Source organism: Pseudomonas sp. Yb2C2, from assembly GCF_052112325.1.
Taxonomy (GTDB): Bacteria; Pseudomonadota; Gammaproteobacteria; order Pseudomonadales; family Pseudomonadaceae; genus Aquipseudomonas; species Aquipseudomonas marginalis.
In genome coordinates, this window is record NZ_JAVAJK010000003.1 from 1 (window position 1) to 13,276 (window position 13,276).

Consider the following 13,276-nt stretch of genomic DNA (forward strand, 5'->3'; position numbering starts at 1 on the left):
ACCGCTATCGGGAGCAAGTCGAATCGTCGCACCGCCCCTCCCACATTTGAATGTTGTTGACAGGTAGAAAACGTCCGGCCGTAGGTCTGATGGGCACCGCTGATCCCCTGTGGGAGATGTCGAGCTTCAGCGAGGCTTCGATGACGGCGGCACAGTTGATAGAGGTGCTGGCTGACCCACCGCTATCGGGAGCAAGTCGAATCGTCGCACCGCCCCTCCCACATTTGAATGTTGTTGACAGGTAGAAAACGTCCGGCCGTAGGTCTGATGGGCACCGCTGATCCCCTGTGGGAGATGTCGAGCTTTAGCGAGGCTTCGATGGCGGTGGCAGGGTTGGTAGAGGTGTTGGCTGACACACTGCTATCGGGCTGCGTGGTGGGTCAGACGGTGCGGGAGAATTGGCCTTTGTGGGCACCGCCCAGGTAGGCGTCGAAGGCCATGGCCACGCTGCGCACCATCAGTTGGCCCTTGGGCAGCAGTTGCAGCGCGTCGTCCCGAACCAGCAACAGCCCGTCCGCCACTTGCTCGTCCAACTGCGTCAACGCTTGGGCAAAATACTCATTGAAGCGAATGCCATGGGCCGCTTCCACCTGGGCGACATCGACGCGGCCGTCGCACATCAACCCATTGATCACCTCGCGGCGCAGTACGTCGTCGGGGTTGAGCCGGTAACCGCGTTGCACCGGCAGCATGCCCGCATCGATGCGCGCGTAGTACTGGGACAGTTCCTTGACGCTCTGGCTGTAGCTGTCGCCGACCTTGCCGATGGCCGATACGCCCAGGCCGATCAAGTCGCAATCGGCATGGGTGGAGTAACCCTGGAAGTTACGTTGCAGGCTGCCGTTGACGCGGGCCAGTGCCAACTCATCGTCGGGCAGGGCGAAATGGTCCATGCCGATGTAGACATACCCGGCCTCGGTGAGGCGGCGAATGGTCAGTTCCAGCAGCTCCAGCTTGCGTGCCGGGGGTGGCATGTCTTCGGGGCGGATCATGCGCTGGGCGCGGATCTGGCTTGGCAGGTGCGCGTAGCTGTAGGCGGCCACGCGGTCGGGGCGCAGGGCGATCAGCTTGCTCAGGGTCACGTCGAAGCTGGCCACGGTTTGCAGGGGCAGGCCGTAGATCAGGTCGACACTCACCGACTTGAAGCGCGCCTCGCGGGCCGCCGCCACCAGTTGCAGGATCTGCGCTTCGCTTTGCACGCGATTGACGGCGGCCTGGACGTCGGGGTCGAAGTCCTGCACGCCGAAGCTCAGGCGATTGAAGCCCAGGCGGCGCAGGGTGTTGATGCGCTCAAGGCTGATGGTGCGCGGGTCGACCTCGATGGAAAACTCATGGGCGTCGCTGTCATCCAGGCTGAAGTTGTCCGCCAGGCAGGCCATCAGTTCGGCCAGTTGCGCGTCGTCCAGATACGTCGGGGTGCCGCCGCCCAGGTGCAATTGGGTCAGGCGTCGCGAGCGCTCGAACAGCGCGCCCTGCATCTGGATCTCGCGCTTGAGGTACGCCACATACTCGACGGCGCGATGGGTCTTGCGGGTGATGATCTTGTGGCAGCCGCAGTAGTAGCAAAGGCTCTGGCAGAACGGAATATGGATGTACACCGACAACGCCTTGGACGCGGCGAGTTGGTGACTGGCGCGCACGGCCTGGTGATAGTCGTCCAGGGCAAACGCGCTGTTGAACTGCGGCGCGGTCGGGTACGAGGTGTAGCGCGGCCCCGGGCGGTCGTATTTGTGCACCAGGGCACGGTCGAACTCAAACGCCGTCATGGTCGATCACCTCGTCGTTGGCGCTGACGGGGGTGGCGAGCACCGCCCGTTCGAACAATGCGCAGATGGCATCCACCTGGGGCAGGCCCGCAGGCAGCAGCCAGATAAACGTAGGCGACAACTCGAGCAGACCGTCGCGGTGCAACGCCTCCAGCAGCGGCCAGAGGTTGGCGAAATAACGTCTGAACAACAGGCCGTAACGGCGCTCCACGGCCTGGATATTCAGTTCCAGGTCACAGGCCAGGCGTTCGGCGACATGCAGGCGCACCGGGTCGGCCGCCTCGCGAAACCAGCCTCGGCACGTGGCCGGTTGACCACTGGCCAGCTGCTCACGGTAGTGCGGCAGAACCGCCGTGTTCTGCGCGCACAATGTATCGATCTGGCTGATGGCGCCCAGGCCGAAGCCGATGTGGTCGCAGTAACCGTGCAGGGTAAAGCCTTCGCAGTTACGGCTGAGGCGACCGCGCTCCTGGGCCTGTTTGAGGTCATCGTCGGCGCGGGCGAACTGGCCCAGGCCGATGTAGTGATACCCGGCGGCGGTGAGGTGTTCAAAGCCGCTGCGGCGCATGACGATCTTATCCGCCGCGCTGCAAAACGCCTGGGGTTGCCGGCCCTGGTAGCGCACCGGTGGCTGGGCGTAATCGAACAGTTGCAGGCGATCCGGCTCCAGGGCAATCAGGCTGGCCAGTTTCTGCTCGAAACTGGCCGGCGTCTGCCAGGCATGGCCGTAGCCGAGGTCGATGTTCACTGAGCGAAAGCCGAAGGTCCGCGCCGCATCCACCAGCGACTCGATGGGCGCCGGGTCCTGATAGCGTGCCTGGGACAGCGGCCCGTCCCGGTTGGCGTCGGGCACGCCGATGCTGGCGTGGTTGAAACCCTGGTCGCGCAGCAGGCCCATGGTGGCCCAGTCGGTGTGCCAGGGGTCGAGGTCGATACGGTAGTCGCCGCGGTCGTGGTCGAGGAAGTTGAAGCGGCTGTGCAGGTGTTCCAGCAACGTACACACCTGCTCGATGGTCGGCGTGGTGCCGCGCTGGTGAAAGTGCTCGACCGGCTGGCGCGGACCGAGCTGGCAGCCGATCAACTGGATTTCCTCGGTGAGGCTGCGCAGGTAGTCGGCGCCGCCGTCAACCGCCGGCCACTGCAGGTTCAACGCCAGGGGCCGCTGGCGCTGGCGACTGTCGCGCAGGGCACGCAACAGGTCGAGGGAACCCACACCGCCATGGAAGCGGCGCGTGTCCGCATCGCAGGCCAGGTCCTGCACGCCCTGGCCCTGACGAAAGCGGGTGGGATGAAGATGGGTGCGCATGGCGGACTCCGGAGCGGGCGGCGGTGGTGCATTGTCCGGTGCGACTGGTCGGCGCACCTTGATATGCATCAAGGTCGTTACCATCTGAGGTAAAACATGCCCTTGGCCAGCAACACAATGGCGACCATGTGCGCGAACAGGCTCAGGTGAATAAAGCGGCTATAGCGCGCGCTGACCTTGCCCCAGCGCATCCGCGCCATGGTCACCAGAAAGTGCAGCAATACGCTGGCGGCCAGGATCAACTTGAGGCTCAGCAACGTGCCGAACGAGGACGCCAACGGTGCCGCCAACGCCGGCAGATAACGCAGCCAGACCATGCCGAGCCCGGCGCCGAACAGCACCAGCAACACCCACGGCATCACTACCCGGGCGCGCCGGCCGACGCCCTGCTCCACCAGCACCATCACCCGAATCGGCAAGTGCTGGTGCAGGTGCCCCAGGATCAGCACCTCGAAAAACACCGTGCCGATAAAGATCAGCGCGGCGAACAGGTGGGCCAATAGCAACAGGAGGTAGAGCATGGAGGCCTCGCAGAGGGACCGGCCAGTGAGGACCCTCAGTGTGCGGACTTGCTCAGGCCGTGGCCTTGATGCCGATCAAGCGCGGTTCACGGCAGCGGCAACCAGCGGTTGAATTCGCCCAGGTGCGTCAGCGGGCTCCAGGCAAACTCCCACGCTGGAGCGGGCAGCACCTGTTGTTCGGCAGCCGCGAACCGAGCGTCCTTCCAATCGAACACCTTCGACCCGCGCCACGCCAGGACGATGCCCAGCGCAGGGCTCTGATCGGTACTGATCCAGCGCGCTGCGGCGGCGGCCATGAAGGCCTCGATGGGCTCGTCGCCAATCTGCGCGCGATACGCCGAGCCCAACAGCCAACGACAGACGCTCAAGTGATACGTCCAGTCCTGGGCCGGGCGGTTGCGATAGGCCCAGGTCATAAAGCTGCGAAACAGGTTCAGGCCTTCGGGCGGGTCGAGCTTGAGCAGCGTCGGGCAGATGTCGAACACGGTGTGCCAATACGGCAACAGGCGTGCATCCAGGTGCACAAAGCAGCGGGCATTGCTCGGGTAGTCCGGGCGTGCCGGCTCCGCGCGCGTGCGGCGGGACGCCTGGCTGACCAGGCGGCTGGCGCCTGCAGGCAAGTGATGGTTCATAAAGCGCACTCACAGTCGTGACGATAGAACGCCCCCTGTTCACAGGAGGCCCAGGGCACACGTCAGAATGCGGGGGATGCGCGGGGGTTGGCCGAAGGCCAGGAATAACGCGGCGGCGCCTTGTTGCGCCGCTCATGGGCAGGGCGTGGGGTCTGCCCCAGGCCCAGCAACCAGGCCAGGCCGATCAGGAACACCAGCGCGACGGTCACGGCGTTGCACACCGGGCAGGCAAAGTAGTTCGAGATGTTACTGGAAGACGGGGCGCCCAGCCCTTTGTCGGAAAGTGGCGCCTGTTGGCCGTCCACTCCACAGAACGCGCCACCGATCCCGTTGAGCTGCTGGCCGGTCATCTGGCCATGGCCCAAACCGCACACGAACAGGTTCATCAGCACGCAGAAGTACAGGGTCCAGACGATCAGGGAACGGTCGGGGTGGCTCGATTTCATGGCGGCGACTCTACCACCAGCGGTGCAAAAGGATGAAATCCAGCGTGCCCCTGTGGCAGAACGTCGCAGATTACGCGGGCTGGCCAGGGTTGGTAGACTTGGCGCCCTCCTCGTTTACTCCTATTCAAAGCCCGCCGAGTTGATTTCGCGCAATGCGGGCGTTTCACAGGATGCACCGTTGATGAGTACGTTATTCACCCGCCGCAAGGTCCTCACCGGCATGGGCCTGTTGGGCCTGGGCCTGCTGGCCGGTTGTGACAACAGCCCCAAGTTGAACTTCAAGTACGGCAAGGACTTGAGCGACAAGATCATGGGCCGCACCTTCAAGCTCAAGAACACCGAGGGCGACACCGTCACCCTCAGTTCCTACCGTGGCCTGATGCCGGTGGTGTTCTTCGGTTTCACCCAGTGCCCGGCCGTGTGCCCGACCACGCTGGCCCGCGCCGCCCAGGCCAAGAAACTGATGGGCCGCGACGGCGAGATCATGCAGGTGATCTTTATCACCCTGGACCCGGAACGCGATACGCCGGAGATTCTCGACAAGTACGTCAAGGCCTTCGACCCCAGCTTCGAAGCGCTGTATGGCACCCCGGAAGAAATCGCCGTGGCCGCCAAGGAGTTCGGGATCTTCTATGAAAAGATCCCCGCCGGCGACACCTACACCCTGTCCCACACGGCCACCAGTTTTGTCTTCGACACCCGTGGCAACCTGCGCCTGGGGTTGCAGGCATCCCTTACCGCTAAAGAGTGCGCAGAAGACCTGCTCACCGTCATGGAGGTCTGCTAATGACTGCCGTTCAACACCTCAAGCGCTTCACCCTTGGCCTCACCCTGCTGGGCCTCGCCGCCCACGCCAGTGCCCAGGTGCAAGTCACCGACGCCTGGGTGCGCGCCTCGGTGCCGGGCCAACCGTCCAGCGGGGCATTCATGACCGTGACCGCCGACAGCGACAGCAAGCTGCTCAGCGTGGCCTCGCCGGTGGCCAAGGATGTGCAGATCCATGAGATGAGCATGAAGGACGACGTGATGCGCATGGCCCCCGTGGACTCGGTGGCCCTGCCGACGGGCAAGGCAGTCAAGCTCGACCCGGACGGCTACCACGTGATGCTGATGGGCCTGACCGGCCAGATCAAGGAAGGTGACCAGGTGCCGCTGACCCTGACGGTGCAGGACGCCAAGGGCGAAAAGCAGACCGTTGAGGTCCAGGCCACGGCGCGTGGGCTGGATGGCATGGACCATAGCAAGATGCATTGATACAGCGGATTTAAGGGGGTGCCTGTTCCTGTGGCAAGCCCTAACGGCAGGCAGTTAAGGGCGAACACCGTACCTGTGGCGAGGGAGCTTGCTCCCGTTGGGCCGCGAAGTGGCCCCCGCTCTTTGTTTGAAAAAACGGGACTGCTGCGCAGTCCAACGGGAGAAAGCCCTTATCAAACTTGAAATAACTAACTGATTTTAAAGGGTTAAAATTTCACACTGAAGTCTTGAGTCCTGCATAAATAATTTCAGGCGAGCGCATTCTTGTGGTGAGCGGGCTTGTCCCGCGTTGGGCTGCGCAGCAGCCCCAAAACCAGGCGCAGAGGAGTGTCTGATACACCACATCTGTCTTCATCAGGGGCGCTTCGCACCCCAACGCGGGCGGTGCGACGATTCGACAAGCCCGCTCGCCACAGAGGTCCCAGTTTGCTGCGCGACAGCGCTACGTCGAAGAGGTAGTGGCACCTCCCTCGCCACAAAGGTCACCCTTCAATCCACGATAAATAGCTTCGCCCCGACACTCGTCGAGGAACGATGCGCCTCCATATCATTGCCCACCTGGTAACTCATCCCCGCCGTCAGCGTGAACCGGCGGCCGTCTTCCAGCTCGGTGTGCAACTCGCCTTCCAGGCACAGCAGCACATGCCCGCGCGTGCACCAGTGATCGGCCAGGTAGCCGGGGCTGTAATCCACTCTGCGCACGCGGGTGGTGCCGAAGTGGCAGGTGCGCCATGAGGCACTGCCGCTGACGCCGGGGTGAAGCTCGGGTTCGACGGTGGACCAGTCGGTGATGCCAAACGGGACAGCGGTGAGTTCCATGGTTTGCTCGGTCGTGGGTGGTCGTGACGGGAAGCTATCGGGCTGAGGCTGCATGGGGTAGACACAGATCCCGTGGTTTTGTGGGATACAGGCGTGCGTGCTTGTTATCCTGCCGACCTTGCTCCCAAGGACGCGCACTGATGCAGATCGACCCCGCCTACATCCTGTTTGAGACCGAGCACTGGCTGCTCAACCATCACCTGGCTTCGAAGCTGCCGGGTTACCTGATGCTGGGTGCCAAGGCGCCTGTTGATTCCCTCGCCGATATGCCGGATGCAGCGCTGGCCGAACTGGGTGGACTGCTTGCGAAAACCCAGCGGGTCATGGAGGCGCAACTCAAGCCCAAATGGTTGTATATCAGCCGCTATGGGCATCTGCCGGGGTTCCCGCTGCACTTTCATTTCATCCCGGTGTATGACTGGGTGGAAGACGCGTTCTGGGGGGATGAGCGTTATCGGCGGTTGCAGGATTTGGGTTCCCAGGACCTGGCAAGAACCCTCACCGATGGTGCGGAGCTGACGCTGTTTGTGTGGCGGGAGTTTGGTGAAAGCCCGATGCCGCCGGTGATCCACGGGCCTTCAGTCGCGCAGGTTATCGGCAACTTGCGCGTGCATTTGCGTCACTGATGCAGCTGTTTTTTCATCGGAATACACGCCAACTGCAACCCCGACGGCGAGTGATAAATCGCCTGTTCATCGCCCACGTAGCCGCACGCGCGATAAAAACTCGCGGCATTCAACGTCGCGTCCAGCACCACCTCTTCAATCGCCAGTTCCAGCGCGACCTGCTCAAGGTGATCCAGCATCGCCTTGCCATACCCGCGTCCGGTGAATGCGGGCAACACGAACAGCGCGCCGACTTCGTTGTTGGCCAGGTCGAGCATGCCGGTGGCCACCGGTTCACCGTTCAACCAGCCCAGGTAGAACGGTTTGTCCATCAGCGCGCTGTAGCCGTCCTCGGCCTTGCCACGGGTCCAGAGCGCCATTTGTTCGGCGGTGTAGGCGCCGATGCATTGGCTGCGGATGGCTGCGCGGCGGATGTCAAAAGCGGCGTTGGCGTCGGTGGGGGTGGCGCGTTTTATTTCCAGCATGGGGTCCTTCCTTCATGGATTTCCGTTGCCCGCCCGGGTGAATGAATAACGGAGGTGAGGGAGCTTGCTCCCGCTTTGACGGGCTCCACACTGCCTCTTGAATGCCGTGCCCCTGACCAACATACATCGAAAACAGCACCCACCACCAAGCCTGGCGCAGACAAAACTGTGGGAGGGGGCTACACCCCGATAGCGGTGGATCAGTTATAGATGGGCTGATTGACACGCCGCCATCGGGGCAAGCCCCCTCCCACAATTTCGATCGGTGTTCTGCGCAGAGTCCCAGCGAGGCCGTTATGATGTGGCCTTTCGCTCAACGCCCCAGGAAACGCCCATGCCCGCCCTCACCTTGCGCAACGTCCTCCCCGCCGACGCCGCCCGTTGCTTTGAAATTGAAATCACCGCCTACGAGGGCGACGAAGCCGCGACCCTGGAAAAGATCGCCACGCGCATTGCCCTATACCCGCAAGGTTTTTTGATCCTGGAAGCCGATGGCGAAGTGGCAGGTTTTATCAACAGCGGCTGTGCCCACGAAGTGGTGATGTCGGACGAGGCGTTCAAGGAACTGGTGGGGCATTCGGCCGAGGCGCCGAATGCGGTGATCATGTCGGTGGTGGTCGACCCGGCGCATCAGGGCAAGGGGTATTCCAAGGTGCTGATGAGCGAGTTCGTGCAGCGCATGCGCGCCATGGGCAAGCGCACGATTCACCTGATGTGCAAGGAACAGCATGTGCCGTTGTACACCCGCATGGGCTACACCTACATGCAGCCGTCACCCTCGGATCATGGCGGCATGGCCTGGCATGAGATGCTGATGACGCTTTAACCAACGGAGGGTTTCGCAATGACCGCAGCGCTTATTGAAGTCAGCGACCAGGCCAATCCCGACGCCGAGCGTATGCTCGGCAACGGCCTGGCTGCGTTCAACGAAGGTATCGCCGGCTACAACGATCGCCTGCCTTTGACGGTATTGCTCAAAGATCCCGATACCCGGCAGATCGTTGGCGGCATCACCGGCAAAACCACCCTGGGCATGGCTTTTCTCGACCTGTTCCACCTGCCCGAGACCCTGCGCGGCACAGGCCTCGGCAGCCGATTGCTGCACGCCTTTGAGCACGAAGCCCGGCGTCGCGGCTGCGCGAACGCGGTGCTCTATACCCTCAGTTTTCAGGCACCGGGCTTTTATGAAAAGCATGGGTGGGTGCGGTTCGGGGAAGTCCCATGTGAACCGGCAGGCAGCAGTCGCGTGTTTCTGTCCAAGCGGCTGTAACGTCCAAGGCTTTGCCCGACAGCCGCTTGCAGCCTGGCGTCACGCCGAACAACCGCCGATTACCAACTCCCCGACGCCCCGCCACCGCCACTGGAACCACCGCCCCCCGAGGAACTGCTGCTGGAGCTGGAGCCACTGGAGCCCGAACCGGAACCACCGCCCGAACCGGACCCCGAGCCGGAACTGGCGATGCTCTGCACAAACACGATAAACGCCACAAAGGAGGCCACTGGAATCGCCACGATCCAGCCCTGATACCCGTGCCCCAGCAGTGTCGCCGCAGCGACGTAGATGGCCATGACCGCCAGCGCACGCAGGAGGAAAAAGCGCGGGCGCTTTTTCCAGGATGCCCTGATGACGAAGAACAACCCGAGGTACAAGCCCAGCACCAACGCCGCGCCAAACGGCCACACCAGCCAATGGATATAGCTGACCTCCACGAACCGGTTGGCGATCACCACCCCGGCGATGTAGGCCAACAGCCCTATCACGCAGTAGAACGCCGTGCGCGCCAGCCACAAGGCGCCGAAGGTGGCGCCGCCGATCAGGAGGGTCAGCGGCAGTACCAGCAGGTACATCGGCCATTCCCGGCCACCGGCGAATACCACCAGCGCCACGGTAACGGCTGCGGTGGCGATCAGCGCCCCCCGCCAGCCCAGCTTGCGCGCCGCGACCAGCACGCCGCCGATGGCACCACACACAAACGCCAGCAATACCGCAAGCGCCTCAAGACTGCCGCCGTGCCCGGCCACTTGCGGCAAGTCACCGCCATCCACCAGGACAACCAGGTCGTTCACGCCCTGCTCGACACCGCCGGCATAGTCGCCCTGGCGAAAGGCCGGGGTGATGTGTTCTTCAATAATCCGGTGGGCCAGCAGGTCGGTCACCGTGCCCTCCAGGCCGTAACCGACTTCGATGCGCACCTTGCGATCATCCTTGGCCACCAGCAGCAGGATGCCGTCGTTGACATCCTTGCGCCCCAGTTTCCAGGCACGGAACAGTTGGTTGGCGTAGTCCTCGATGCTCGCGCCACGGGTGGTGGGCACCAGCAACACCGCCACCTGCGCGCCTTTGCGCTGCTCAAGGGCGGCGAGCTGGTCTTGCAGACGGGTGGTGGTGGCGGCGTCGAGGGTGTTGGTGAGGTCGATCACCCGCTGGTCGAGGGCCACGCCGATGGGCGACGTCTCGCCCTGGGCGGTGATAAACAGGCCGGCGGACATCAATACCAGCAGACTCAAGACGGATTGCCGCAACCACCGCATCATGTTTGTTACCTGAAGTTTCTTCCTGAAGGCGCCGACTTTACCTTATCAGCGCTATAACGCGTGACCCAAAGCCATCGACTATCTAAACTGCAGCACACCTAGCAATACGCCATAACTTCGAGATCCCCATGGGCCTACTCCAGCGCAACAACGTCAACGTGATGGGTGACGGCCACTCGACCCTGGTGTTTTCCCATGGTTTTGGCTGCAACCAGGCCATGTGGAACTACCTTGCGCCGCAGTTCAAAGAGCGTTTTCGCGTGGTGATGTATGACCTGACGGGCGCAGGCCTGTCCGACCTCAACGCTTTTGACAAAGCCAAGTACAGCGCGCTGGACGGCTATGCCCGCGACTTGAACGAGATCATCGAAGCCTTTGCCGAGGGCCCGGTCATCCTGGTGGGACACTCGGTCAGTGCCATGATCGGCACCCTCGCCGACCGCCTGGCCCCCGGCCGTGTCGCCGCCCATGTGATGATCGGACCGTCGCCACGCTATCTCGATGCCGACGGCTACGTGGGCGGTTTCAAACGCGCCGACATCGACGACCTGCTCGACACCCTCGACAGCAACTACCTCGGCTGGTCCAGCGCCATGGCCCCGGTGATCATGGGAGCCCCCGACCAACCGGCGCTGAGCGACGAGTTGACCGAGAGTTTCTGCCGCACCGAGCCGGAGATCGCCAGGCAGTTCGCGCGCGTGACCTTTATGTCGGACAACCGCCAGGACGTGATCGGCCTGCCCACCCCGGTGCTGATCCTGCAATCGAGTGACGACCTGATCGCCCCGGTGGCCGTGGGTGAATACCTGCACAGCGTGCTGCCCAACAGCACCTATTGCCTGGTGGACAACGTCGGCCATTGCCCGCACATGAGCGCACCGCAGGCCTGCGCGGTGGCCATGGACGCCTTCCTGGTGCCGTGGATGGCCGCACGTGCCGGCTGATCTGTTCGACAGCGCCGCCTGCGCCCTGGCTGTCACCACGGAAGATGGCACGATCCTGCAGGCCAACGCACGCTTCAGCGACGGGCTGGGGTTCAGCATCGCCGAGCTGCAGGGCCGGCGTTTCCAGGACCTGCTGAGCATGGGCGGGAGGATCTTCCACCAGACTCACCTGGCGCCCATGCTGCGCATGCACGGCAGCGTCACCGAGGTGAAGCTGGACCTGCTGCACCGCGATGGCCACAAGCTGACCGTGCTGCTCAACGGCAACAAACGCGAACAGGCCGGCGCCGTGGTGTACGACCTGGCGCTGTTCGGCACCACCGACCGCGACAAGTACGAGCGCGAGCTGCTCAACGCGCGCCACCTGGCCGAAGCGCTGTTGCAGGAAAAAACCGCCACCGAAGTCGCGCTGCAACAAGCCCAGGCCGAACTGAACGAGGCCTACGCCATCGCCCAGCGTCGCGCCCTGTTTGCCGAGCAGATGGTCGCGATTGTCAGCCATGACCTGAAAAACCCGCTCACGGCGATCCGCATGGCCTCGGACTTTCTCAGCCGTGGCGAACGCACACCCAAGGAGCGCCAACTGCTGGGGCATATCGACCAGTCCTCCGAGCGCGCGCAACGCATGATCGCCGACCTGCTGGACTTTACCCAGGCACGGGTCGGCCAGGGCATCACCATCAAGGCGGCGCCGCTGGACCTGCACGAGGTGATCCATCGCGCGGTGGACGAACTGCGCGTGGCGTTCCCCAAGGCAACGCTGGAGCATCACGCACAAGGCAGCGGCGACGCCTGCCTGGATGCCGATCGCGTGCAGCAGATCATCGGCAACCTGGTGGCCAACAGCGTGGCCTATGGTGACCCGCAACGGCCGATCACCATCACCTCGCGCCTGGATGCCGGCGCTTGCGCAGTGGCGGTGCACAACCATGGCACGGCGATTCCCGAAGCCTTGCTGGCCGGGCTGTTCGAACCCATGACCCGTGGCACCGACCAGGGCAGCGACGTGCGCAGCGTGGGCCTGGGTCTGTATATCGTGCGGGAGTTGGCCAAGGTCCATGGCGGCGATGTGGCGGTGAGTTCCTGTGCCACGGCCGGCACCACCTTCACGGTGACGTTTCAGAACAGGTAGGCGCTGCCCTGCATGATCGGCTCCACACTGCCCGTCAACACCACACCGCCCTGCCCGTCCCAACACACCGTGACCGTACCGCCGTCGCACTGCACCTGCACCGTGGCATCCAGCAAGCCACGGCGGATGCCATTGACCACCGCGCCGCAGCAGCACGAACCGGAGCCCAACGGCACGCCGCCGCCACGCTCCCAAATGCGCAGGCGGATATGCCCACGGTCGAGCACCTGCACGAAATGCACATTGGTCCTGGCCGGGAACAGCGGGTGAATTTCCAGCGCCGGGCCGACGGCGGCCGGATCGATGGCGTTGATGTCGGCCACAAAAAACGTGCAATGGGGGTTGCCCATGCTGCACGCCGCCGGGTTGCCCGCCAGCGGTAACGTACCCGTATCCATGGCCTCGGCCAGCGGCACGGCCGACCAGTCCAGCGACGGCTCACCCATGTTGACCGACACTTGACGATCCGCTACCCGCACGCAGGTCAACAGGCCCCGGTCGGTGCGCAGCACAACCGAATCGCTGCGGGTTTCATGCATCAAGCGGTCGGCCACCCCGCGCGTGGCGCTGCCACAGGTTTGCAGCGGCGTGCCATTGGGGTTCCAGAACTTGATGCGCGCAGCGGCGTCTTCGCAGTCGAGCACCACGGCCAATTGATTAAAGCCGATACCGGTGTGGCGATTGCCCAGGCGGCGGGCGACCTCGGGGGTAACAGGGTCGTCCAGGCCACGGCGGTCGATGATGATGAAATCGTCGCCGTGGGCGTGCATTTTTGTGAACGGCAAGGTCATGGGCTGTCCTGGGGTCGACCGGTGGGGGAACTGGAGGATA

The 13,276-nt window shown here is 63.5% G+C and carries 16 protein-coding genes; 7 read left to right on the top strand and 9 right to left on the bottom strand.

Annotated features, from left to right (window positions below):
* Nucleotides 1–380 precede the first annotated feature (380 nt).
* From hemN to Q8X51_RS04245, 5 genes are all read right to left on the bottom strand, one after another.
* Nucleotides 381–1,766, bottom strand: a complete 1,386-nt coding sequence (gene hemN / locus Q8X51_RS04225; protein ID WP_065924624.1) for an oxygen-independent coproporphyrinogen III oxidase — start codon at nt 1,764–1,766, stop codon at nt 381–383.
* Nucleotides 1,753–3,072, bottom strand: coding sequence for a coproporphyrinogen III oxidase (locus tag Q8X51_RS04230; RefSeq protein WP_407694065.1), 1,320 nt, complete (start codon nt 3,070–3,072; stop codon nt 1,753–1,755). Before Q8X51_RS04230 ends, hemN begins: the two co-directional genes overlap by 14 nt.
* A 77-nt stretch (nt 3,073–3,149) precedes the next feature.
* Nucleotides 3,150–3,593 (bottom strand): CopD family copper resistance protein, encoded by a 444-nt coding sequence (locus Q8X51_RS04235; protein WP_407694066.1) that lies wholly within the window; start codon nt 3,591–3,593, stop codon nt 3,150–3,152.
* 86 nt (nt 3,594–3,679) lie between these two features.
* A complete protein-coding gene (locus Q8X51_RS04240) occupies nt 3,680–4,225 on the bottom strand; it encodes a putative natural product biosynthesis protein (RefSeq protein ID WP_074847074.1) in 546 nt (181 codons plus the stop codon).
* A gap of 62 nt (nt 4,226–4,287) precedes the next feature.
* Nucleotides 4,288–4,671, bottom strand: coding sequence for a DUF2946 domain-containing protein (locus Q8X51_RS04245; RefSeq protein ID WP_065924620.1), 384 nt, complete (start codon nt 4,669–4,671; stop codon nt 4,288–4,290).
* Nucleotides 4,672–4,852: 181 nt separating this feature from the next.
* On the opposite strand from Q8X51_RS04245, the gene Q8X51_RS04250 reads away from it, so the two are divergent.
* Both Q8X51_RS04250 and Q8X51_RS04255 read left to right on the top strand, forming a co-directional pair.
* On the top strand, nt 4,853–5,458 hold the full coding sequence (locus tag Q8X51_RS04250) for an SCO family protein (protein ID WP_024074981.1): 606 nt from the start codon (nt 4,853–4,855) through the stop codon (nt 5,456–5,458).
* On the top strand, nt 5,458–5,925 hold the full coding sequence (locus tag Q8X51_RS04255; RefSeq protein WP_074847076.1) for a copper chaperone PCu(A)C: 468 nt from the start codon (nt 5,458–5,460) through the stop codon (nt 5,923–5,925). Before Q8X51_RS04250 ends, Q8X51_RS04255 begins: the two co-directional genes overlap by 1 nt.
* A gap of 489 nt (nt 5,926–6,414) precedes the next feature.
* On the opposite strand, the gene Q8X51_RS04260 is transcribed toward Q8X51_RS04255, so the two are convergent.
* Nucleotides 6,415–6,744 (bottom strand): DHCW motif cupin fold protein, encoded by a 330-nt coding sequence (locus Q8X51_RS04260; protein WP_407694067.1) that lies wholly within the window; start codon nt 6,742–6,744, stop codon nt 6,415–6,417.
* Between the two features lie 140 nt (nt 6,745–6,884).
* Between Q8X51_RS04260 and Q8X51_RS04265 the strand changes: the two genes are divergently transcribed.
* Nucleotides 6,885–7,370: an HIT family protein gene (locus Q8X51_RS04265; RefSeq protein WP_407694068.1), complete on the top strand. Its 486-nt coding sequence runs from the start codon at nt 6,885–6,887 to the stop codon at nt 7,368–7,370.
* Here the strand turns inward: Q8X51_RS04265 and Q8X51_RS04270 are convergent.
* The gene (locus Q8X51_RS04270; protein WP_092357348.1) at nt 7,364–7,834 is read right to left on the bottom strand and encodes a GNAT family N-acetyltransferase; all 471 of its coding nucleotides are present in this window, start codon (nt 7,832–7,834) and stop codon (nt 7,364–7,366) included. The genes Q8X51_RS04265 and Q8X51_RS04270 overlap by 7 nt on opposite strands.
* A 334-nt stretch (nt 7,835–8,168) precedes the next feature.
* On the opposite strand from Q8X51_RS04270, the gene Q8X51_RS04275 reads away from it, so the two are divergent.
* Together Q8X51_RS04275 and Q8X51_RS04280 are read left to right on the top strand one after the other, a co-directional pair.
* A complete protein-coding gene (locus tag Q8X51_RS04275) occupies nt 8,169–8,660 on the top strand; it encodes a GNAT family N-acetyltransferase (protein WP_407694069.1) in 492 nt (163 codons plus the stop codon).
* Between the two features lie 18 nt (nt 8,661–8,678).
* Nucleotides 8,679–9,104, top strand: coding sequence for a GNAT family N-acetyltransferase (locus tag Q8X51_RS04280; RefSeq protein WP_065924614.1), 426 nt, complete (start codon nt 8,679–8,681; stop codon nt 9,102–9,104).
* A 59-nt stretch (nt 9,105–9,163) separates the two neighbouring features.
* Here the strand turns inward: Q8X51_RS04280 and Q8X51_RS04285 are convergent, their stop codons facing one another.
* Nucleotides 9,164–10,369 (bottom strand): TPM domain-containing protein, encoded by a 1,206-nt coding sequence (locus Q8X51_RS04285; protein ID WP_065924613.1) that lies wholly within the window; start codon nt 10,367–10,369, stop codon nt 9,164–9,166.
* A 128-nt stretch (nt 10,370–10,497) separates the two neighbouring features.
* Here Q8X51_RS04285 and Q8X51_RS04290 point away from each other — a divergent pair, with 128 nt between their 5' ends.
* Together Q8X51_RS04290 and Q8X51_RS04295 are read left to right on the top strand one after the other, a co-directional pair.
* The gene (locus Q8X51_RS04290) at nt 10,498–11,313 is read left to right on the top strand and encodes an alpha/beta fold hydrolase (protein WP_315872055.1); all 816 of its coding nucleotides are present in this window, start codon (nt 10,498–10,500) and stop codon (nt 11,311–11,313) included.
* Nucleotides 11,303–12,445, top strand: coding sequence for a PAS domain-containing sensor histidine kinase (locus tag Q8X51_RS04295; protein WP_407694070.1), 1,143 nt, complete (start codon nt 11,303–11,305; stop codon nt 12,443–12,445). Before Q8X51_RS04290 ends, Q8X51_RS04295 begins: the two co-directional genes overlap by 11 nt.
* Here Q8X51_RS04295 and dapF read toward each other — a convergent pair.
* On the bottom strand, nt 12,433–13,236 hold the full coding sequence (gene dapF / locus Q8X51_RS04300; RefSeq protein WP_407694071.1) for a diaminopimelate epimerase: 804 nt from the start codon (nt 13,234–13,236) through the stop codon (nt 12,433–12,435). The two genes, Q8X51_RS04295 and dapF, sit on opposite strands and share 13 nt — an antisense overlap.
* Nucleotides 13,237–13,276 lie beyond the last annotated feature (40 nt).